A 22,114-nucleotide genomic window follows, 5' to 3' on the forward strand; every position below is an offset into this window, starting at 1 on the left:
GGCTGGCAGAGTCCGCGCGAGGGCGAGCTTGGCCGCGCCGAGTGACGGGCACGCTTCCTGGCCGGAGACGCGCGCCGGCTGACCGGTGTCAGGCGGCGGCGGGTTCCGGTGTGGTGGAGGCTTTCCGGTTCGGCCGGTAGGTGATCACCGCGTACACGATCACCGCGAACGTGGTCCACACGTAGCTGGCGCCGATGATCTGCTGCCACCAGGCCCAGCCGAGTTCCTTGCCGTTGGAATGCGGCAGCACCCACTGCGGCCCGACGATGAACATCACCGTGAACAGCGCGACGACGGCGGTGAACACGCGGGAGCGGCGGCGGGTGACCTGGTCGACGGCGACGACAAGCGCAGGCGCCACCCACACCCAGTGATGCGACCACGACACCGGCGAGACCAGCAGCACGGCAGCGGCGTTGACCAGCAGCGCGGCGACGTCCCTGCCCGCGCCGATAAGCCGGTACATCCACACCGCGGCCAGCGCGACCGTGAGCACCGACAGCGCGATCCACAGCCCGGTGGCCACCGATTCGTCCATGCCGAGCCGGAACAGCGTGCCCTTGATCGACTGGTTGCCCGCGAAGTACGGGGTGCCGATGCGGCCGGTGTCGGTGACGGTGTGGAACCAGTATTCGACCGAATCGCTCGGGAACAGCAGGAAGCCGACGCCCACCGCGCCCGCCGCCGAGACGACCAGGGTGGCCGCGGCCTTCCAGTCCCGGCGCAACAGGAAATACAGCAGATAGCCCGCCGGAATCAGCTTGATCGACACCGTGATGCCGATCAGCATCCCGCGCGGCCAGAACGGCTTGCGGACCAGGATGTCGATGGTGACCGCGGCCATCAGGATCAGATTGATCTGACCGAAGTTGAAGGTCTGCCGCACCGGCTCCAGGTACTGGGCCAGACCGAGACCGGCGATCACCACGGTGAGCACCGAGATCCGGTCGAGCTCGGGACGGATCCGGACGAGTACCAGCCACAGCGCGATACCCAGGCTCACCAGCGAGGTCACCAGCACGGAGATCTCGGCGGCCACCAGCGGCATCAACGCCAGCGGCACGAAGAACGCCGCGGCGAGCGGGGGATAGGTGAAGGGCAGGCCGAGCCCGTAGACCGGCGGCATCGGCCCGTACAGGTCACCGCCGTCCAGCCAGACGCGGGCGCCGTTGCGGTAAACCTGCAGGTCGATGAACCCGTGCCACCAGTGCGCGAGCAGCGCGACCGCGGCGGAGAACACGAACAACGCGATCGAGGCGGCCAGCCACTTGCGCTGCCGGTCGCGGTCGACCGGGTGCGGTGGGTTTTCCGACGGCCCGGCAGGAGTGGAACTCGGCGCCGCGTCCCGCGCGGGAACAGGCGGCTCGACCTGCTCGGCAACCCCCGGACTCTCGTTCACGGCGTCAGACTAACGGGTGCGGACCCGCCCCAAGCGCAGGTGTGATCAGGCCGGGTGCGAGGTCGGTCACCAGTGGGCAGTGCGGGGCGAAGCCGCTCCGGTGCCAACCATTAGACTCTGGAGTCAAGTTCCCCCGGCCGAAAGGACCCTGGTCTCCCGTGACACTGCAGGTCGACACCGTCGCTACCGCCGCAGCCACCCCGGATGCTCCGCAGCCGTACAAGGAACTCGGTCTCAAAGACGACGAGTACGCCCGCATCAAGGAGATTCTGGGCCGCAGGCCCACCGACGCCGAACTGGCGATGTACTCCGTGATGTGGAGCGAGCACTGCTCCTACAAGTCCTCGAAGGTGCACCTGCGCTACTTCGGTGAGACCACGACCCCCGAGATGAAGGCCTCCATGCTGGCCGGCATCGGCGAGAACGCCGGTGTGGTCGACATCGGCGACGGCTGGGCGGTCACCTTCAAGGTCGAGAGCCACAACCACCCGTCCTACGTCGAGCCGTATCAGGGCGCGGCCACCGGCGTCGGCGGCATCGTGCGCGACATCATGGCGATGGGCGCGCGCCCGATCGCGGTCATGGACCAGCTGCGCTTCGGCGCGGCCGACGCGGCCGACACCCGTCGCGTTGTCGACGGCGTCGTGCGCGGCGTCGGCGGCTACGGCAACTCCCTCGGCCTGCCGAATGTCGGCGGCGAGACCGTCTTCGACGCCTCCTACCAGGGCAACCCCCTCGTCAACGCGCTGTGCGCGGGCGCGATGCGGGTGGAAGACCTGCACCTGGCCTTCGCCTCCGGCGCGGGCAACAAGATCATCCTGTTCGGCGCGCGCACCGGCCTCGACGGCATCGGCGGCGTCTCCGTGCTCGCCTCGGACACCTTCTCCGGCGAGGAGACCGGCACCGGCCGCAAGAAGCTGCCCGCCGTGCAGGTCGGTGATCCGTTCACCGAGAAGGTGCTCATCGAGTGCTGTCTCGACCTGTACAAGGCCGGACTCGTCGTCGGCATCCAGGACCTCGGCGGCGCCGGGCTGTCCTGCGCCACCTCCGAGCTGGCCGCGGCAGGCGACGGCGGCATGCACATCGACCTGACCAAGGTCCCGCTGCGCGCCAAGCACATGACCCCCGCCGAGATCCTGTCGAGCGAGTCGCAGGAGCGCATGTGCGCGGTCGTCACCCCCGAGAACGTGGACGCGTTCATGGCCGTCTGCAAGAAGTGGGACGTGCTGGCCACCGTCATCGGTGAGGTCACCGACGGCGATCACCTCGTCATCACCTGGCACGGCGAGACCGTCGTCGACGTGCCGCCGCGCACCGTCGCCCACGAGGGCCCGGTCTACGAGCGCCCCGTGCAGCGTCCCGAGGACCAGGACGCGCTGATCGCCGACACCACCGCGACCCTCACCCGGCCCAAGACGGCCGACGAGCTGCGCGAGACCCTGCTGACCATGATCGCCAGCCCGCAGCTGTGCAGCCGCAAGTGGATCACCGAGCAGTACGACCGCTACGTGCGCGGCAACACCGTGCTGGCCGAGCACGCCGACGCCGGTGTGGTGCGCATCGACGAGGAGTCCGGCCGCGGTATCGCGCTGGCCACCGACGCCTCGGGCCGCTACACCAAGCTCGACCCGTACACCGGCGCGCAGCTGGCGCTGGCCGAGGCCTTCCGCAATGTCGCCACCACCGGCGCGACCCCGAAGGCCGTCACCAACTGCCTGAACTTCGGTTCGCCGGAGGACCCTGGCGTGATGTGGCAGTTCCAGCAGGCCGTGCGCGGTCTCGCGGACGGCTGTGCGGCGCTCGGCATTCCGGTCACCGGCGGCAACGTCAGCTTCTACAACCAGACCGGCAAGGACGCCATCCTGCCCACCCCGGTGGTCGGCGTGCTCGGCGTGATCGATGATGTGCACCGCCGCATCCCGACCGGCCTCGGCCTCGAGCCGGGCGAGTCGCTGATCCTGCTCGGCGAGACCCGCGACGAGCTGGACGGCTCGATCTGGTCGCAGGTCGTGCACGATCACCTCGGTGGCGTGCCGCCGAAGGTCGACTTCGCCCGCGAGCAGCTGCTCTCGGAGGTGCTCACCTCGGGCTCGCGCGACGGCATGATCTCCGCCGCGCACGATTTGTCCGAGGGTGGCCTGGCGCAGACCGTCGTCGAGGCCGCGCTGGCGGGCGAGACCGGTTGCCGCATCGTGCTTCCCGAGGGTTCGGACCCGTTCGTCGAGCTGTTCTCGGAGTCGGCGGGCCGCGTGCTCGTCGCCGTGCCGCGCTCGGAGGAGACCCGCTTCACCAAGATGTGCGACGCGCGGCAGCTGCCGTGGACGCGGATCGGCGTTGTCGACCAGGGCTCGGATTCGATCGAGGTGCAGGGCCAGTTCTCGGTGACACTCGCCGAATTGCGCGAGGCGTTCGAGGGCACCCTGCCTAAGCTGTTCGGAGCGCACACCGCCTGAGAGGTCAGCGCCCGGAGGCGGTAGCGGAGCGTGACCACGTAGGGCGCCCGAGCAGGCGCCAGGGACGCAGCCTGAGTTTTCGGATGAGGAGTCGAGCTTGATCATCGAGGAAACTAGCTCGACTTCCACTCCCGTTGTTCGTGAGAACCTCTTCGTCCGTGGAATCCACGTGACGGAGAGGTTTTTTCATCCGAACTACACCGGGCTCGTCGTGGCGACGGTGTTCTTCTGCTGGTCGCTGACGCCCTCGCTGCTACCGCGTGACTGGTTCTTCCAGGGCCTGGTCAGCGGCATCAACGCGACGATCGGCTACGGCCTCGGCTGCGCGCTGGCCTGGGCCTGGCGCCGGTGGGTCGTGCCGAGGATCACCCTGCCGGAGCAGGTCACCGCGCGCTGGGCGGAGCGGCCGAGCTGGACTTTGATCGCGGTGAAGTCCGTGATCGTGGTGGTCTGCCTGATCTTCGCGATCCTGATGAGCATCCAGTCGGCGCACTGGCAGCGCCAGATCACCGACCTGATGGGGATGGAACCGGTTTCCGGCTCGGGCTATTCGCGCACCGTGCTGGTCGGCGCGGTGGTGGTCGGGTTGCTGATCTGGATCTCGCGCGGCGTGGTCAGGCTCGTGCGGGCCGTGGCGCGCGGGCTGAACCACTGGGTCCGGATTCCCGCCTCGGTCGCGCGCCCGCTCGGCGTGGTCATCGTGATCGTGGCCGCGGTGCTGCTGTTCAACGGCGTCCTGGCGAAAACCTTCTTCACCGTGGCGAATTCGGCGTTCAGCGCCCGCAACAGCCACACCTCGGCGCATGCGATCCAGCCGACACTGCCCGAACGTTCCGGCAGCCCGGAGTCGCTGGCGAAGTGGGACACCCTCGGCTCCGAGGGCCGGTGGTTCGTGTCCAACGCACCGACCGCGCTGGCGATCGGGCAGGTCACCGGAAAGCCGGCGCGCGAACCGATCCGGGTGTACGCCGGGCTGGAATCGGCCGACGGGTTCGAGGCGCAGACCGATCTGGCCGTCGCCGAACTCGACCGCACCAAGGCCTTCGAACGCGAAGTGCTGGTGGTGATCAGCACCACCGGAACCGGCTGGGTCGATTCGACCAGCGCGGAGTCGATCGAGCTGATGTACGGCGGAGACAGCGCGCTGGTGGCGACCCAGTACTCCTACCTGCCCAGTGCCCTGTCGTTCCTGTCCGACCGGGACAAGTCGATGACCATGGGCCGCCTGCTGTTCGACAAGGTGTACGAGCGCTGGGCGGCGCTGCCCGAGGACGCCAGGCCCAAGCTGCTCGTCTACGGCGAGAGCCTCGGCTCGCAGGGGTCGGAGGGCGCGTTCTCCGGGCTGGCCGATATCCGCAATCGCGCCGACGGCGTGCTCTGGGTCGGCCCGCCCAACTCCAACCGGCTCTGGTCGGAATTCGTGCGCAGGCGCGACCCCGGCACCGAGGAGATCACCCCGATCTACGCCGACGGGCTCTCGGTGCGGTTCGCCGCGAGCGCGGATCAGCTGGCCCGGCCGTCGGACAACTGGACCGACCCGCGCATCGTCTACCTGCAGCACGCGTCCGATCCGGTGGTGTGGTGGTCGCCGGATCTGCTGTTCTCCGAACCCGACTGGCTGACCGAGAAGCGCGGACCCGATGTGTCGCCTGCGATGGCGTGGTATCCGATCGTCACGTTCTGGCAGGTCGCCGCGGATCTGCCACGCGCGCAGACGGTGTCGAACGGGCACGGGCACAACTACGGCAACGTGGTACCCGACGCCTGGGCCGCGGTAGCCGAACCACCGGACTACACACCGGAATTGGCCGCGCGGATCAAGTCTTTCCTCATCGAGTCCGCGGCCACCGAGCATCAGCTGAAATAGACCGGGCGGCGCCGAACCCCTCGATCGGCGCCGGCCCGATCCGATCAGGACACCGACTTGAACGGATTGTGTTCGGCGATCAGCTGTTCCAGCCGCGCCTCATCGATCCGGCCGATCAGTGACTGGGTCTCCTGCTGGTCGCGCACCACCTTGGCGAGAGTGAAGCAGCTGGTCACCAGGAACAGGCCCGACATCGCCAGGAAAGCGCGCTGCCAGCCGTCCAGGGGCAGGTAGGCGATTCCGGCACCGGTCCCGAACAGGCTGACGGCGAACGCGATCGCGGCCTGGGCCATGTAGGCCGAGGTGTTCTTCGGCTTGGCATTGGGTGTGCTCATAGGAATAAGCATGCTGACCGGGGGTTTCGCGCGGGCGCGTGAAAATACTCGAGCGCGGTGGGTAGTTGCCGAACGCAGGCGGAAAGTGACCGACCCGCCATCCACAACACCCTGCCGCCCCGAAACAGGCCAGCCATACTGGTTTGGTGTCCGCGACAGGCTCGACCCTCGTGACGCTGCGTACGCGCGGCGCCAGGGTGCTGCGCCGCGTCGAGGATATCGTCGACCTCAACTACCCAGGCCTGGTCCTGGCGACGCTGTTCTTCGCGCTGTCGGTCACGCCGTCGCTGGTGCCGCGCGACTGGCTGTTCCAGGGCCTGATCAGCGGGATCAACGCCGCCATCGGCTACGGGCTCGGGTGTGTGCTCGAGTGGGCGTTCCGGCGCTGGGTGCGGGCGCGAATCCCGATTCCCAGCCCGTCGGACCGGCTGCGGTACGCGATCAAGGCGACCGTGCTGGTCGTCTGCGCGCTGGTCGCGGCGCTGATGCTGGTGCAGTCGGCGCGCTGGCAGCGGGAGATCACCTCGCTGATGGGGATGGCGGGGACTACCACGACCGCGTACCTGCGGACCGGGCTGCTCAGCGTGGCCGTCGGGGTAGCCGTCGTCGCCGCCTACCGGACCGTGCGGGTGCTGGTGCTCGTGCTGGCCCGCCAGCTCAATCGCTGGGTGCGGGTGCCGCGCGAGCTCGCGCCCGCCGCCGGTGCGCTGGTGCTCGTCGTTCTCGCGGTGACGATCTTCAACGGGGTGGCCTCGCGGGCGTTCTTCGCCGTGGCCAACTCCGCCTTCAGCGTGCGCAACGACCGGGTGTCGCAGTTCGCGGTGCAGCCCGCGAAACCGGAGCGCTCGGGCAGTCCTGCTTCGCTGGCGCCGTGGGAGACCCTGGGCTTCGAGGGACGGTGGTTCGTGTCGAACGGGCCGAGCGCCGACGACATCACCGAGGTGACGGGAAAACCTGCGCAAGAACCGATTCGGGCCTACGTCGGGTTGGAGTCGGTGACCGGCGAGCAGACCGCGGCGCAGCTGGCCGTCGACGAGCTGGAACGGACCAAGGCCTTCGAACGCGAGGCCATGGTGGTGGTGACCACCACCGGCACCGGCTGGGTCAACTCGACGGCGGCGGGCGCGATCGAATACCTCTACGGCGGCGATACGGCCATCGTGGCCACCCAGTATTCCTATCTGCCCAGCGTGCTGTCGTTCCTCTCCGACCGGGAGAAGGCGGCCGCGGCCAGCCGGGAACTGTTCGACGCGGTGTATCAGCGGTGGCTGGCCCAGCCGGAGGGACAGCGGCCGAAACTGTTCGTGTACGGAGAGAGCCTGGGTTCCCAGGGGTCGGAGGAGGCCTTCGACGGGCTCGCCGATCTGCGCGAGAAGGTGGACGGCGCGCTGTGGGTGGGGCCGCCGAACTCGAATCGGCTGTGGCGGCAGTTCGTCGACCGGCGTGATCCAGGGTCGCCCGAGGTGGCGCCGGTCTATGCCGACGGGCTGGTCGTCCGATTCGCCGACGACGCAGGCGATCTGGGGTCGGTGGAGCGGTGGCGTGAGCCGCGCATCGCCTACCTGCAGCTCCCGTCCGATCCGATCGTGTGGTGGTCCGCCGACCTGATCTTCACCCAGCCGGATTGGCTGAGCGAGCCGCGCGGCCCCGATGTGTCGACGCAGATGCGGTGGGCACCGTTCGTGACGTTCTGGCAGGTCACGGCCGATCTCACGAATGCGCAAGGGGTTGTCGACGGGCATGGGCATCGGTATGGGTCATTGGTGCTCGACGGCTGGCTGGCCGTGGCCGAGCCGCCGGGGGTCAGTGCGGAGGTCGTCGAAAGTATCCGTGCCGCACTGGAATCCGCGGACGAGTACGAGCGGCAGGTCAAGTGAGGGCAGGGCGATGGTCGGCGTTGGTTCGCGGCCGTATCGGACGTGGTGTAGCGCTGGCACTTCCGGTGCTGTGGAGTAATCGGGTACTTCCTGCGCTCGATCTGCGGTTGCGCGGCCGGACGGTGGCGAACATCGTGTTCGCGGCGGGCTACACGGCGGTCTTCGGTGGGCGTCCGAACTGGTTGTCGGCCAGCGGGTTCCGGTGGGGAGCGGGGGGTGCCGCGCTGGTGTTCGCCGGTTATGGTGCGGCGCTGGCGGTTCCGGCGTTGCGTCGGCTGCCGCTCGAAGTCGCCGAGCGGGTGCCGGAGGCGTCGCACCTCGAATGGATCGCCCTGCACATCCCGGTGGGCACGGTGCTCGCCGAGGAAGCGGTGTTCCGTGGCACGCTCGATCCGCTGCTCGACGAGATCGCCGAACCGCGCGTCGCCGCGGCGGTGGGCGCGCTCGACTTCGGGCTGTGCCACATCCGCCCCGCGCGGGTCACCGGCGAATCGGTGCCGGGAACTGTCGCGCTCACCACGCTCGCCGGTCTGGTCTTCAGCGCGTTGCGCAGGCACACCGGCAGCGTGACCGCGCCCGCTCTGCTGCATCTGGCGATCAACGCCGGGGGAGCGTTGCTCCCGCTCGCGGCGATGCGGATCGAATTGCTCAGGCAGTAGCGACGGCGTCGTCGCCATCAAGCGTGAACGTCGAAGACGAATCCCTCGATCGTGACTCCTGGCGCGAACGAGAACGCGACGCCCGTCGAGATCGGCTCGTCCCTTCCCGCCTGGGCGGCGATTCGTTCGAGCACGAAGATCAGTGAGACGCTCGACATGTTTCCGTACTCACCGAGCACACTCCAGCTCGTCGCCGCGGCTTCCGGCGCTAGGCCGAGGGATCGCGCGGATTCGAGCAAGATCTTCGGCCCGCCCGGGTGGATTGCCCACACATCGATGTCTGACTGCCGCAATCCATTGCGGCGCAGGACGTCTCCGACGACGGGAGCGACGCCGTCGTAGATGTACTTGGGCACGTTCTCGGACAGTTCGCACGTGATGGCGTCGTGGGTGACGCCGACCGCGATGCCGTCTTCGGTGCCCTCGAACAAATGGGTGAAGGCGTCCCGGATGACGATCGCCCCGGCGGCGGGCTGCTCCGTTCCGGGGTGTGCCCCGATGACGACCGCGCCGCAACCGTCGCCGAACAAGCTGTGCGAGACCGCGTCGTTGACGCCTTCGACGGGGACGACGTGCACCGAGTTGAGCTCGATGCACACGACCATCGCCTTCTTGTCCGGGTTGGCGCGGACAAAGTCCGAGGCGGCGCGAATTCCATTCATCGCTGCCGCGCAGCCCATGAAATTGACTACCAGGCGAGCGACCGATCGGGGCAGTCCGAGGTTCTCGACGACCGCGACGTCGACGCCGGGCGCGATGATGCCGGTGCTCGTGGCGAACACGAGAAGTCCGACGTCGGCGGGGTCGACACCGTCGAGTGCGCGCCGCGCCACGTCGACCGCGAGCGGAACGGCGTGGCGGTAGAACAGGCGCATGCGATCCTGGATCGTCGCTGGTTCGCCGGGAAGTCCGGCTTCCAGCGGGTCGACCGCGAAGTGCCGGGTGTTGATCATGGTCTTGCGGAAGATGCGTCTGACCCGGGACTGCTGCTCCGGATCGGTGAATTGCCCTGCCATCCAGTCCGCCGCGTCGGATTGGTCGAGGACCAGGCTGGGCGCACCGGTCGCGATCGCCTCGATGACGGGGACGGTCGGTGCCGACTGCTCGCCCGCTTGCGCGGCTGTGCCTGCGAGAAGTGCCTGGTCGAGTGCGAGTGACATAGAGCCGTTCTTCCTCGTGCGAGCGATGGGGGTACTTCCCATCGTCGACGAGCGAATGTCCGGCAAATAGGCACCCAAGGGGGTGTGAATCCCCACCTGGCACCGACGTGCTGATGGCCTTCGCCGCAGGAGCCGCCATCGGCGTTCTCCGCGGCGGGGCCGAGCGGCTCAGGCAGTAGCGACGAAGCCCGCGACCGCGTCGGTGAAGGCGTCGTTGTCGTCGCCTGCTGCGGTGTGCGCGGCCGCGGTGATCTCGGCAAGGCGGGCGTGCGGTGCCAGGGCGAGGAAGGCTGCCGCGCCCTCGTCGCTGACCACATCGGACTTGCCGCCGCGGACCAGCAGGACCGGGATGGTCAGGGCCTCGGCGGCGGCTTCCATCTCGGCGATGCGAGCCTGGGGGTTGTCCTCGAGGCCGGTGAGCAGGTCGGGGTCCCAGTGCCAGTACCAGCGGCCCTCGCGCTGACGCAGGTTGCGCAGCAGGCCGTCGGCGTTGTCGGGGCGCGGGCGGTGCGGGAGGTAGGCGGCGACCGCGTCGGCGACCTGGTCGAGGGTGTCGAAGCCGTCGCGGTGCCTGCCGAGGAAGTCCATGACCCGTTCCACGCCTTTGGATTCCGAGCGGGGCACGATGTCTACCAGCACCAGGGCGCGGATCGCGCTGCCGGGCGTCGCGGTGGCGAGCAGGCCGGTGATGCCGCCCATGCTGGCTCCGACGACGACCGCGCCCGCCTCGGGCGTCGCGCCGAGCTGCTCGAGCACCGTGAGCAGATCGCCGACCATCGCGTCGCGGGTGTAGTCGCGCGTCGGTGACCAGTCGCTGTCACCGTGGCCGCGCGCGTCCACCGCGACGACCTGCATGCCCGCCGCCGCCAGCGCTCGGCCGGTGCGCTTCCACGAATGCCGGTTCTGCCCGCCACCGTGCAGCATCACGACCAGTGGGCCGTCTGGCACACCGAAACTGTCGGCGACCAGGGTGAGACCGTCGCAGCTGCGCAACCGCAGCGTCGTCGGTTCCAGCGGCTCGATGGAGCTCGGCATAACACCTCCTGAACGTTGTTCACTGTGCTGAACGTTGTTCAGAATGTAGCGTGAGTCCCCGATCGAAGGGAAGTGGGGACCAGTGGCCGCATCGAGCCGGGCGGGGCGCCGAGACGAGATCGCCGAGGCGAAACGCGCGATCATCCTGCGCGCGGCCAGGACGATCTTCGAGGAAGACGGCGTCGACGCGGCCAATATCCGGGCCATCGCCACCGCCGCCGGCTATACCCCCGGCGCCCTCTATGCGTACTTCCCGAGCAAGGAGCACATCTACGCCGCCCTGCTCGGCGAATCCCTGGAGCGACTCTCGGCCGAGGTAGCGGCGGCGACCGTCCTCGACGACCCCGCCGCCCGCTTCCGAGCCGCGGGCCTGGCCTTCTTCGACTTCTACGACGGCAACCCCCGCGACCTCGACCTGGGCTTCTACCTCTTCCGCGGCGGCATCCGCCCCCACGGCCTCGGCGCCGAACTGAACGCAGGCCTCAACGCCGCCATGCTGTCCGGCCTCGCCCCGATCGTCTCCGCGGCGATGGAACTCGGCGCCACCGAGGAACGAGCCCGCGTCATCACCGCCGACGTCCTGGCCCACCTCTCCGGCCTGCTCCTGCTGGCCCACACCAAACGCCTGGCCCTCCTCGGCGGCGCCGACGCCCGCCAGATGATGCGCGAGTACCTCGACCTGCGCATCGACGCCTTGCGGGCCGGACGCGGCTGACCCCCGCGTCCGGGCCGATCCGTAGTTTCGCGGTGACGCAGCAACCGAGAGCGAAAATCCCTCATCGCCTGGTGATCATGCGCCCGGCAGGCCAATCGGCTGCGATGCTGGGGATCACCGGAGGTCGGTAGCGTCGTGGGTATGGCAGGACGGAATGTGGTCGATCCCGCGCAGGTGCGGGCGGCGGTGTGGGCTGTGGGGGAGTGGTTGCGGGACGCGGCGGTGGGGGCGCCAGGGCGGGCCGAGATCGCGGCGGCGGTGCGGGGGACGGCCAGGGCGCTGGCCGCTGACGCGCCGGGGCATTCGGTGGAGGTGCGGGTGCCGCCGTTCGTGGCGGTGCAGTGCATCGAGGGGCCGCGGCATACCAGGGGGACGCCGCCGAACGTGGTGGAGACCGATCCGCGGACCTGGTTGTTGCTGGCCACCGGGCTGCTGGACTTCGATGCGGCAGTGGAGTCCGGGGCGCTGTCGGTGTCGGGGATGCGGGCGAGGGAGATCGCCGGATGGCTGCCGATCGTGCCGCTGCCGGGGAAGGGGAGCGACGCGGCTTCCGGGTGAGCAGCTCAGGCGTCGGAGTTCTTGCGGTGCAGGCCTTTGTAGTCGTAGTAGCGGGTGATGGTGACGCCGCCGATCACCGCGATCGCGATGCCGAGCAGGGACATCCAGATCCCGCGGTCGAGGCCTGCCTCGTAGTTGGCCTCGAAGTACAGGATGGAGCGGACGCCGAGGAAGACCTGGTGCATGGGCTCGAATTCGGCGAGCCAGGCCATGTGGGGCGGGATGGCTTCGATCGGGACGGTGCCGCCGGAGGAGGGCAGGCCGAGGATGACGAACAGGATCAGGTTGATCAGCAGGCCCGCGCTGCCGAAGGCGGCGAGGGTCATCAGGCCGGTCCAGCCGACCGCGATCATCGCCAGGACCGAGAACAGGTACAGCGCGAGGGGGTTGCCGATGGGCATGCCGACGATTTTCGCCGAGAGCATGAAGACTCCCGAGATGACCACCGCGGCCAGCGTCATCACACCCCATTTGAGGAGCAGGGTGTGGAAGCGGGAGATCGAGGCCGTCGGGTAGTGGACGAACCAGGGGCCGTATTCGGTGGGGACGAAGCCGAGCTGGGCGTCGACCATCGTGTGGATCACCATCGCGCCGACCATGCCTGCCAGTAGCAGGAGCAGGGCGTAGAAGAACGCGGTCAAGCCCTCGCCGGAGCCACTGGGCAGCGGGCGGAACTGCTGGGACACCACCTCGACCGGGCTCTCCAACGTGAGCGTCGCCGCGCCGGACACCTGGGGCACCGGCGCGCCCTCCGGTGTCTGCGCGAGGGTGGCCTTCACCTGATCGGTCAGCTGGGTGCCGACCTGCTTGTTCACCTCGGCCAGCGCCTGGTCGCCGATGCGGTGCACGATCTGCACGCCGAACGCGCCCATCCCCGGGTTGGTCTGCACGGTGATGATCGGCCGTTCCATCTCGCCGGCCACGATGCTGCCCGCACCGAGAATGCCCAGACGTTTGCTGAAGTCACCGGGGATGACGATGGCGCCGTAGACCTGCGCGTTGCGCAGCAACTGTTCGGACTCCGCCTTGCCGACGACGCGCAGATTCACCTTGTCGGCTGGCACGTTCGCGACCAGCCCGTCGGCGACCTGCTTGCCGTAGTCGACCCGCTTCTGCTGGTCGCCGGAGCCGGTGACATCGCCGACATCCAGGTTGACCAGCGCGATCGGGAAATCGTGCAGGTTCTCCTCCGGATCGGCGACATAGCCGAGGTACATCACGCCGAGCAGCGCGGTCAGCGCCGTGAGCACCAGCGTGGGGATGACCACGATGTGGGACCAGTGACGCCGATCGGGCGCGGGTGTGGCGAATATCGCTTCGCCGGTCGGTGCCTGTCCGGAATCTTTTCGCTCCGACCTGGCGTTTTCACTATCCGAACCGGCATCACCGGCTGCTTCGTGCCCGCTGTCGTCCGTTGTCACCTTGCGCACGGTAACAGCTCACGACGGCTTATCGGTGGGTACGCGAACAGGAGATTGCTGCCGGGATGCGAGCGCGCGTACTACGTGCCTGTATTCACCCGTAGAATGACGGGTGCCCCCAGCCCGCCCGAACAGGGAGCAAACGGTGAATGACCCCCACGAGCCCGAGAACGAGCCCCGCGAGGAGTGTGGCGTTTTCGGCGTCTGGGCTCCCGACGAGGACGTAGCAAAGCTCACCTACTACGGCCTGTACGCGCTGCAGCATCGCGGGCAGGAGGCGGCCGGTATCGCCGTCTCCGACGGCTCGCAGATTCTGGTCTTCAAGGATCTCGGCCTGGTCAGTCAGGTCTTCGACGAGCAGACCCTCGGCGCGATGCCCGGTCATATCGCCGTCGGACACTGCCGCTACTCCACCACCGGTGGCGTCACCTGGGAGAACGCGCAGCCGATCTTCCGCACCACCGCCGTCGGTTCCGGCCTGGCGCTCGGCCACAACGGCAACCTCGTCAATACCGCCGAATTGGCCGGGCGCGCACGCGAACTCGGCCTGATCGGGGCGGGCGTGATCGACGGCCGCCCGCAGATGACCGGCGCGACCTCCGACTCCGACATCGTCACCGCCCTGCTGGCGCACGCCGCGGCGGACTCGAGCATCGAGCAGGCCGCGATGGAACTGCTGCCGCAGCTGCGCGGCGCGTTCTGCCTGACCTTCATGGACGAGCACACCCTCTACGCCGCGCGTGACCCGCACGGCGTGCGCCCGCTGGTGCTCGGCAGGCTCGACCGGGGCTGGGTCGTCGCCTCCGAGACCGCCGCGCTCGACATCGTCGGCGCCGCGTTCGTCCGTGAGATCGAGCCGGGCGAGCTGCTCGCGATCGACTCCGACGGCGTGCGCTCGATGCGCTTCGCCAACCCCGAGCCCAAGGGCTGCGTCTTCGAGTACGTGTACCTGGCTCGCCCCGACACCACGATCGCCGGGCGTTCGGTGCATTCGACCCGCGTGGAGATCGGCCGCAAGCTGGCCAAGGAGAGCCCGGTCGAGGCCGATCTGGTGATCCCGGTGCCCGAGTCGGGCACGCCCGCCGCGGTCGGGTACGCGCAGGGCTCCGGCATCCCCTACGGCCAGGGCCTGATGAAGAACGCCTACGTGGGCCGCACCTTCATCCAGCCGAGCCAGACCATCCGCCAGCTCGGTATCCGGCTCAAGCTCAACCCGCTGCGCGAGGTGATCCGCGGCAAGCGGCTCATCGTCGTCGACGACTCGATCGTGCGCGGCAACACCCAGCGCGCGCTGATCCGCATGCTGCGCGAAGCCGGTGCGCTCGAGATCCACGTCCGGATCGCCTCGCCGCCGGTGAAGTGGCCCTGCTTCTACGGCATCGACTTCGCCTCGCGCGCGGAGCTGATCGCCAACGGCGCGGGCGCCGACGACAGCTACGACGACATGGTCGAGAACGTGCGCCGTTCGATCGGCGCCGACACCCTCGGCTACATCTCCACCGAGGGCATGATCGCCGCCACCGAGCAGCCGGCCAGCAGGCTGTGCACCGCCTGCTTCACCGGCGACTACCCGATCCCGCTGCCGCAGGAAGCCGCCATCGGCAAGAACGTGCTCGAGGGGATGCTCTCGGGCAAGCCGGAGGCGAAGCTGCTCGCCGAGAACGTCAACGCCGATGCGTTGAGCAGGCCGTAGCGCCGCGCATCGTCAGCAGAAGGGCCGGTCAGGATAAACCTGATCGGCCCTTTTTGTGTTGTGTACGCAAGTAATTCCGGTAACCGATAATTTCGTAAGATTAGTTCATAACATACCCGCAATTTTTCGCACGAATTGATACTGGGCGGTAATGGTTCGCCTGTACGGTCCCCCGTTATATCGCTAGCTCACCGCGTTGTCGTCGCACCTGTGATCCGGGTGCGGCGCCGACGTGGCGTTCGAGAATGGGATCTGATGTTGAACAGTGCACTGAGCGTTCGCAAGAATCGCGCGAAACAAGTTGCCGCAGTGGGTGTCGCGGCTGTCGTCGCCGCCGCGCTGGCCGGCTGTGGTTCGGGCCGCACCGATGAGGCGGGTTCCGGCGCGGGGCTGGTCGTCGGCACCACGGACAAGATCTTCTCGCTCGACCCGGCCGCCGCCTACGACAACGGCTCGCTGCTGGTGGAGAACCAGATCTATTCGTATCTGCTGAATTTCGCGCCCGGTGACACCACACCCAAGCCCGATGCGGCGGAGAAGTGCGAGTTCACCGCGCCCACCGTGTACACGTGCAAGATCAAATCCGGACTGACATTCGCCAACGGAAATCCGTTGACAGCCAAGAGCGTCAAGTTCTCCTTCGACCGGATGCTGAAGATCAACGATCCGCACGGTCCCGCGTCGCTGCTCGGTAATCTCGACAAGACCGATGTGGTCGACAATCTCACCGTCGCGTTCACGCTGAAGGTCGCCAACGATCAGACCTTCCCGACCATCCTGCCGACCCAGGCGGGCCCGATCGTCGACGAGAAGGTGTTCTCGGCCGACAAGGTGGCCACCGACGAGGAAGTCGTTGCGGCGAAGGGCTATTCGGGTCCGTACACGATCACCAGCTACGACAAGAACAAGCTGGTCGAGTACCAGGCCAACCCCGCCTACCAGGGCATCCTCGGCACGCCGAAGAACACCACGGTGTCGACCAAGTACTACGCCACCTCCGACAACCTGAAGCTGGACCTGCAAAACGGCGCCATCGACGTCGGCTACCGCTCGTTCACGCCCACCGACATCGACTCGCTCCGTGCCGATTCCAAGGTGAAGGTCACCGACGGACCCGGCGGCGAGCTGCGCTACATCGTGTTCAACATGAACACCATGCCGGGCAACACCCCCGAGCAGAAGCTGGCAGTGCGCAAGGCGCTCGCGTCCTCGGTGGACCGGGAAGCGCTGGCCTCCTCGGTGTACAAGAACACCTATCAGCCCGCGTACGGCTATGTGCCCCAGGGCATGACGGGCGCGGCCGAGCCGTTGAAGCAGCTCTACGGCGCCAAGCCGGACAAGACACTGGCGGCGAAGTTCCTGGCCGACGCGGGGGTCGCCACCCCGGTGACGCTGAACCTGCAGTACAACCCGGACCACTACGGTTCCAGCTCCTCGGAGGAATACGCCGCGGTCAAGTCGCAGCTCGAGGCCTCCGGCCTGTTCAAGGTGAACCTGCAGTCCACCGAATGGGTCACCTACCAGAAGGAACGCGCCTCCGACGGCTACCCGATGTACCAGTTCGGCTGGTTCCCCGACTTCCCGGACGCCGACAACTACCTCTCGCCGTTCTTCGGGCCGAACAACTTCCTGCAGTCGCACTTCGAGAACCCCGGCATCAATGCCCAGCTGACCGCCGAGACCACCGAGTCCGATCCGGCCAAGCGCGCCGAGCTGCTGCAGAAGATCCAGACCGACCTGGCGCAGAACCATCTGCCGACGTTGCCGCTGCTCTCGGGTAAGCAGGTCGCGGTGTCCAAGCCCGGCGTCGCCGGTGTCGAGCAGACCCTCGACGGCTCGTTCAAGTTCCGGTTCACGGTACTGAGCAAGTGAGTGACGTACCCGCTGCGCCCGGATCGCTGATCCGGGCGCAGCGTTTCGGGTGGATGCGCGGCGGGGGTTCCCGCCAGGTGGCTTTGCTGCGGTACCTGCTGATTCGGCTGCTGCTGATTCTGCCGACCGCGTGGTTGCTGGTGACGGTGGTGTTCTTCCTGATGCGGGTGATCGGCGACCCGATCAGCGCGGCCATGGGTGGTCGGCTCACCCAGGATCAGATCGAACAGCGCAAGGAAGCGGCCGGGCTCAACAGGCCGATACTGGTCCAATATTGGGAGTACATCACCGGATTCCTGCACGGTGATTTCGGCCGGACCCAGGACAACCAGGCGATCAGCGAGGTGGTGATCACCTACGGCGCTGCCACGTTCGAGCTGGTGTTCTGGGGGCTGGTCGTCGCCTTCGCCGTCGGCGTGCCGCTGGGCAGATACGCGGCGACACACCGGGATTCGACCTCGGACGCGGTGCTGCGGTTCTCGGCGGTGCTGGCCTACGCGGCCCCGGTGTTCTTCGTCGGCATGCTGTTCAAGCTGATCTTCTCGGTGTGGCTTGGCTGGTTCCCGGTCGGCGGGCGGGCCAGCACCGATGTCGAGCTCGCGCTGCAACATGTCTCGCCGAAGACGAACATCCTGATCGTCGACGCGATCCTCTACGGCGACCCGTCCTATGTGCTCGACGTGCTCGAACACGCGGTGCTACCCGCCCTCGCCCTGGGGCTGCTCACCGGCGGCATCTTCCTGCGGCTGGTGCGGGTGAACCTGATCCAGACGCTGCGCAGCGACTTCGTCGAGGCGGCGCGGGCGCGAGGGTTGTCTTCGCGCGTGGTCACCGGGCGGCACGCGGTGCGCAATGCGCTGATCCCGATCATCACGGTGATGGGCATGTGCATCGCGATGATGCTCGGCGGCGCGGTGCTCACCGAGACCACCTTCGAGTGGAAAGGCCTCGGCTATCAGCTCGCCGAGTATCTGCGGGCGCGCGATTTCATTGCGGTGCAGGGCATTGTCGCGTTCATCGCACTGGTGGTCGCGGTGATGAGCTTCGTCGTCGACGCGATCGTCGCGCTGATCGACCCGAGGGTGAGGTTCTGATGAGCACGGCAACCGTCACAAGGCGGCGCCTGCCGGGCGCCGATCTCCTGACGAAGACCGCTGGACTGCAACGGGTCACGCTCATCACGGGGCTGGTTCTGGTCGCGGTGTTCGTGCTCGTCGCGGTGTTCGCGCCGCTGCTTGCCCCCTATGGTCTCGCCCAGAACTCTTCCGACGGTGTGGCTTTCGTGTCGCAGCAGCCGCCGTCGGCCGAGCACTGGTTCGGTACCTCGGTGCGCAGCGAGGACGTGTTCTCCCGGGTGCTGTTCGGTGCGCGGACGGCGTTGCTGGTGATCGTGATCGCGGTGGTGCTCTCGTTGCTGGTCGGCGTGCCGCTCGGGCTGTTGTCCGGGTACGTCGGGCGGTGGGTGGACCGGGTGCTGGTGCTGGTCATGGACGCCATCTACGCGTTCCCGTCGCTGCTGCTCGCCATCGTCGTGTCGATCGTCGTCGCGGGCGGGACGTCGAGCAGTCTCGGCGGGATGCTGTCGGCGGCCATCGCGATCACGGTGGTGTATGTGCCGCAATACTTCCGGGTCGTCCGCAATGCGACGGTGGCGGTGAAGACGGAACCGTATGTGGACGCGGCGCGGGTCACCGGTGCGTCGACGGCGCGAATCATGTTCCGGCACATCCTGTCCAATGTCACCGGGTCGCTGCCGGTGATCATCACCATCAATGCCGCCGACGCCATTCTCACGCTGGCCGCGCTCGGCTTCCTCGGGTTCGGCATCGAACCGACCCAGGCGGCCGAATGGGGTTATGACCTGAACAAGGCACTCAACGATGTGTCCAACGGGATCTGGTGGACCTCCATCTTCCCCGGCACCGCGATCGTGCTCGTCGTCCTCGGGATGACGCTGGTCGGGGAGAGTATCGACGAGACGCTGAACCCGCTGTTGCGGACGCGCCGGGCGGTCACCACGGTCGAAGAGAAGGAGACGGTCGATGACTGAAACCCGCACGCCCGCACTGTCGGTCGCCGGATTGTCGGTGACCTTCGCGACCGACAGCGGGCCCGTCGCGGCCGTGCGCACTGTGTCCTACGAGGTGTTTCCCGGCGAGGTGCTCGCCATCGTCGGCGAGTCCGGATCCGGAAAGTCGGTGAGTTCGCGCACCGCGATCGGGCTGCTGCCGCACACCGCGCAGGTGCGCGGGCTGGTCAGCATCGGTGACCGCGCGGTGACCGCGATGACCGAGAAGCAGCTGACCGCGTTGCGCGGCGGCGAGGTCTCGATGATCTTCCAGGAGCCAGCCCGCGCGCTCGACCCGCTGTTCACCGCGGGCTTCCAGATCTGCGAAGCATTGCGCGCGCACAGCGGGATGGGCCGGAAAGACGCGCGCGCCAAGGCGATCGAGCTGTTGCGCACGGTCGGGCTGCCCGATCCGGAGCACCGGGTCGACTACTACCCGCATCAGCTCTCCGGCGGGCAGAAGCAACGCGTGATGATCGCCATCGCCATCGCGTGCGAACCCAAGGTGATCATCGCCGACGAGCCGACCACGGCGCTGGACGTGACGGTGCAGGCCGAGATCCTGGAACTGCTGCGCGATCTGCGCGACCGGCTCGGCAGCGCGATCGTGCTGATCACCCACAACATGGGTGTCGTCGCCGACCTGGCCGATCGGGTGGTGGTGATGCGGGCGGGTGAGGTCGTCGAGCAGGCGCCGGTGCACGAGCTGTTCGCCAGCCCGCGCGCCGAGTACACCAGGGCGCTGCTCGACGCTGTTCCGCATCTGGGGGCGGCGACTATCGAGCGGCCCGTGATCGATCCGGATGCCGAGCCGGTGCTCGATGTCAGCGATCTGGTCGTGCAGTTCCCCGGACCGTTCGGGCGGCCCGCGTTCCGGGCCGTCGACGGGGTCAGCCTGCGGATCCGGCCGGGGGAGACCCTCGGTGTGGTCGGCGAGTCCGGGTCGGGCAAGTCGACCATCGGGCGGTGCGTGGCGGCGCTGCAGCGGCCGACCTCGGGGCGGGTGCTGATTCGCGGACAGGACATCGCCGAGTTGTCCCAGCGCAAGCTGCGGCCGATCCGGCGGCGCTTCGGTTTCGTGTTCCAGGACCCGGCCGGGTCGCTGAACCCGCGCCTGACCGTCGGCGAGTGCGTGGCCGAACCGCTCGTCGTGCACGGCGTCGGTGATCGCGCGAGCATCCGCGAGCGGGTCAGGCACATGCTCGACGACGTGCGGCTGCCCGCGGGCACCGAGAACCGCTATCCGCATGAGCTGTCGGGCGGCCAGCGGCAACGGGTGAGCCTGGCCAGAGCGCTGGTACTCGACCCCGACCTGCTCGTGGCCGACGAACCGACGAGCGCGCTCGACGTCTCGGTGCAGGCGGCGGTACTCGAGCTGTTCGCCGATCTGCAGCGCGGCTGCGGGTGGGCGTGTCTGTTCATCAGTCACGACCTCGCCGTCGTCGACCAGCTCGCCGATCGGATCATGGTCCTGCGCGACGGAACCTGTGTCGAGGAAGGCGACAACGAGCAGATTCTGCGCAACCCCCGGCACGAGTACACCCGCCGCCTCGTCGCCGCTGTTCCGGTACCGGATCCTGTGCAACAGCGCAGCCGCCGGGCGGAGAACGCCGCCGACCGGTGCAAATCACCCGCACTGGCCACCGAGCTGGAACAATGAGCTAGGAGCCGCACGACAGCTGAACCGGCGGATCACTTAGAGTTACTAGGCATCTATCCGCCGATTCGGTTTGGAGCTTTCCCCCACAATGACTGAACAGACACCCAGCGGTGCAGGCGCTTCCTACGCTGCGGCAGGCGTGAGCATCGAAGCCGGTGACCGCGCCGTCGAATTGTTCGGACCATTGGCGAAGAAGGCCAGCCGACCCGAGGTGCAGGGCGGCATCGGCGGCTTCGCCGGTCTGTTCGCGCTCAAGGGCGGATACCGGGAGCCGCTGCTCGCCGCGTCCACCGACGGCGTCGGCACCAAGATCGCCGTCGCCCAGGCGCTGGACAAGCACGACACCGTCGGCCTCGACCTGGTCGCCATGGTCGTCGACGACCTGGTGGTCTGTGGCGCCGAGCCGCTGTTCCTGCAGGACTACATCGCCATCGGCAAGGTCATCCCGGAGAAGGTCGCCGAGCTGGTCTCCGGCATCGCCGAGGGCTGCATCAAGGCAGGCTGCGCGCTGCTGGGCGGCGAGACCGCCGAGCACCCCGGCCTGATGGACCCGGACGACTACGACCTGTCCGCCACCGGCGTCGGTGTCGTGGAGGCCGATTCGGTGCTCGGCCCCGACCGGGTGCGCCCCGGTGACGTCGTCATCGCGATGGGTTCCTCGGGCCTGCACTCCAACGGCTACAGCCTGGCCCGCAAGGTCCTGCTCGACATCGACCGGATGTCGCTGACCGGCTACGTCGAGGAGTTCGGCCGCACCCTCGGTGAAGAACTGCTCGAGCCGACCCGCATCTACGCCAAGGACTGCCTGGCGCTGATCGCCGAGACCGATGTGCGCACCTTCTCGCACGTCACCGGTGGCGGTCTGGCCGCCAACCTGGCGCGCGTGCTGCCCGCGGGCCTGGTCGCCGAGCTGGACCGTGGCACCTGGAACCCGGCGCCGGTGTTCAAGATGATCGCCCAGCGCGGTCGCGTCGAGCGGGCCGAGATGGAGAAGACGTTCAACATGGGCGTCGGCATGGTCGCGATCGTCGCGCCCGAGGACGCCGATCGCGCGCTGGCGGTGCTCACCGCCCGCCACATCGACTGCTGGACCCTGGGCCAGGTCAAGAAGGCCGCCGACGCCGGCGCGCCGCGTGCCGTCCTGCTGGGCGACCACCCCAGGTTCTGACGCACAACAGCCTTCACCACGTGAGCCGGGTCGCTGCTGCGACCCGGCTCATGTGTTTGTAGTGGTTTGCACGCCGCAGGAACGGCTAACCCCGACGGAAGGGGTAAGTGCCTGTCGGCTCGGGGTGGTCGGGGCCTCGAGGCGGCGAACACGACGAGCGTCCTGTGTGTGCAC

At 68.1% G+C, this 22,114-nt stretch carries 17 protein-coding genes; 12 read left to right on the top strand and 5 right to left on the bottom strand.

Features of this window, described 5'->3' with window-relative positions; genetic code table 11:
• Positions 1-88: 88 nt before the first annotated feature.
• Positions 89-1,399, bottom strand: coding sequence for a glycosyltransferase 87 family protein (locus ACFWF2_RS10120; RefSeq protein ID WP_379306552.1), 1,311 nt, complete (start codon positions 1,397-1,399; stop codon positions 89-91).
• Between the two features lie 158 nt (positions 1,400-1,557).
• Here ACFWF2_RS10120 and purL point away from each other — a divergent pair, with 158 nt between their 5' ends.
• Both purL and ACFWF2_RS10130 read left to right on the top strand, forming a co-directional pair.
• Positions 1,558-3,852, top strand: coding sequence for a phosphoribosylformylglycinamidine synthase subunit PurL (gene purL, locus ACFWF2_RS10125; protein ID WP_379306553.1), 2,295 nt, complete (start codon positions 1,558-1,560; stop codon positions 3,850-3,852).
• A gap of 169 nt (positions 3,853-4,021) precedes the next feature.
• On the top strand, positions 4,022-5,719 hold the full coding sequence (locus tag ACFWF2_RS10130; RefSeq protein WP_379306555.1) for an alpha/beta hydrolase: 1,698 nt from the start codon (positions 4,022-4,024) through the stop codon (positions 5,717-5,719).
• A gap of 44 nt (positions 5,720-5,763) precedes the next feature.
• Here the strand turns inward: ACFWF2_RS10130 and ACFWF2_RS10135 are convergent, their stop codons facing one another.
• Complete coding sequence (locus ACFWF2_RS10135; RefSeq protein ID WP_336086490.1) at positions 5,764-6,054, bottom strand: YiaA/YiaB family inner membrane protein; 291 nt, start codon at positions 6,052-6,054, stop codon at positions 5,764-5,766.
• A gap of 143 nt (positions 6,055-6,197) precedes the next feature.
• Here ACFWF2_RS10135 and ACFWF2_RS10140 point away from each other — a divergent pair, with 143 nt between their 5' ends.
• Positions 6,198-7,931 (top strand): alpha/beta hydrolase, encoded by a 1,734-nt coding sequence (locus ACFWF2_RS10140; protein WP_379306557.1) that lies wholly within the window; start codon positions 6,198-6,200, stop codon positions 7,929-7,931.
• Between the two features lie 65 nt (positions 7,932-7,996).
• Positions 7,997-8,590 (top strand): CPBP family intramembrane glutamic endopeptidase, encoded by a 594-nt coding sequence (locus ACFWF2_RS10145; protein WP_379306559.1) that lies wholly within the window; start codon positions 7,997-7,999, stop codon positions 8,588-8,590.
• A 17-nt stretch (positions 8,591-8,607) separates the two neighbouring features.
• On the opposite strand, the gene ACFWF2_RS10150 is transcribed toward ACFWF2_RS10145, so the two are convergent.
• Positions 8,608-9,750 carry a type III polyketide synthase gene (locus ACFWF2_RS10150; RefSeq protein WP_379306561.1) on the bottom strand — a complete coding sequence of 381 codons (1,143 nt, stop codon included), beginning with the start codon at positions 9,748-9,750 and terminating at the stop codon, positions 8,608-8,610.
• Positions 9,751-9,918: 168 nt separating this feature from the next.
• Positions 9,919-10,785 (bottom strand): alpha/beta fold hydrolase, encoded by an 867-nt coding sequence (locus ACFWF2_RS10155; protein WP_379306563.1) that lies wholly within the window; start codon positions 10,783-10,785, stop codon positions 9,919-9,921.
• Positions 10,786-10,867: 82 nt separating this feature from the next.
• Between ACFWF2_RS10155 and ACFWF2_RS10160 the strand changes: the two genes are divergently transcribed.
• On the top strand, positions 10,868-11,500 hold the full coding sequence (locus ACFWF2_RS10160; protein WP_379306565.1) for a TetR/AcrR family transcriptional regulator: 633 nt from the start codon (positions 10,868-10,870) through the stop codon (positions 11,498-11,500).
• A gap of 141 nt (positions 11,501-11,641) precedes the next feature.
• Positions 11,642-12,058, top strand: coding sequence for a sterol carrier family protein (locus ACFWF2_RS10165; protein WP_379306567.1), 417 nt, complete (start codon positions 11,642-11,644; stop codon positions 12,056-12,058).
• A gap of 5 nt (positions 12,059-12,063) precedes the next feature.
• On the opposite strand, the gene ACFWF2_RS10170 is transcribed toward ACFWF2_RS10165, so the two are convergent.
• The gene (locus tag ACFWF2_RS10170; RefSeq protein ID WP_379306568.1) at positions 12,064-13,326 is read right to left on the bottom strand and encodes a YhgE/Pip domain-containing protein; all 1,263 of its coding nucleotides are present in this window, start codon (positions 13,324-13,326) and stop codon (positions 12,064-12,066) included.
• A gap of 298 nt (positions 13,327-13,624) precedes the next feature.
• Between ACFWF2_RS10170 and purF the strand changes: the two genes are divergently transcribed.
• The 6 genes from purF (at position 13,625) to purM (ending at position 21,940) form a co-directional block, all read left to right on the top strand.
• Positions 13,625-15,172, top strand: coding sequence for an amidophosphoribosyltransferase (gene purF / locus ACFWF2_RS10175; protein WP_229739943.1), 1,548 nt, complete (start codon positions 13,625-13,627; stop codon positions 15,170-15,172).
• A 255-nt stretch (positions 15,173-15,427) separates the two neighbouring features.
• The gene (locus tag ACFWF2_RS10180) at positions 15,428-17,044 is read left to right on the top strand and encodes an ABC transporter substrate-binding protein (RefSeq protein WP_379306570.1); all 1,617 of its coding nucleotides are present in this window, start codon (positions 15,428-15,430) and stop codon (positions 17,042-17,044) included.
• Between the two features lie 53 nt (positions 17,045-17,097).
• Positions 17,098-18,138: an ABC transporter permease gene (locus ACFWF2_RS10185; RefSeq protein WP_379306579.1), complete on the top strand. Its 1,041-nt coding sequence runs from the start codon at positions 17,098-17,100 to the stop codon at positions 18,136-18,138.
• Positions 18,138-19,094, top strand: a complete 957-nt coding sequence (locus tag ACFWF2_RS10190; protein WP_379306572.1) for an ABC transporter permease — start codon at positions 18,138-18,140, stop codon at positions 19,092-19,094. Before ACFWF2_RS10185 ends, ACFWF2_RS10190 begins: the two co-directional genes overlap by 1 nt.
• Positions 19,087-20,772: an ABC transporter ATP-binding protein gene (locus ACFWF2_RS10195; RefSeq protein WP_379306574.1), complete on the top strand. Its 1,686-nt coding sequence runs from the start codon at positions 19,087-19,089 to the stop codon at positions 20,770-20,772. The genes ACFWF2_RS10190 and ACFWF2_RS10195 overlap by 8 nt, the downstream gene beginning before the upstream one ends.
• Before the next feature lie 88 nt (positions 20,773-20,860).
• Complete coding sequence (purM, locus tag ACFWF2_RS10200) at positions 20,861-21,940, top strand: phosphoribosylformylglycinamidine cyclo-ligase (RefSeq protein ID WP_189030046.1); 1,080 nt, start codon at positions 20,861-20,863, stop codon at positions 21,938-21,940.
• Positions 21,941-22,114: the final 174 nt, after the last annotated feature.

This window comes from Nocardia sp. NPDC060259 (assembly GCF_042728775.1).
In the GTDB taxonomy this organism is placed as follows: Bacteria; Actinomycetota; Actinomycetes; order Mycobacteriales; family Mycobacteriaceae; genus Nocardia.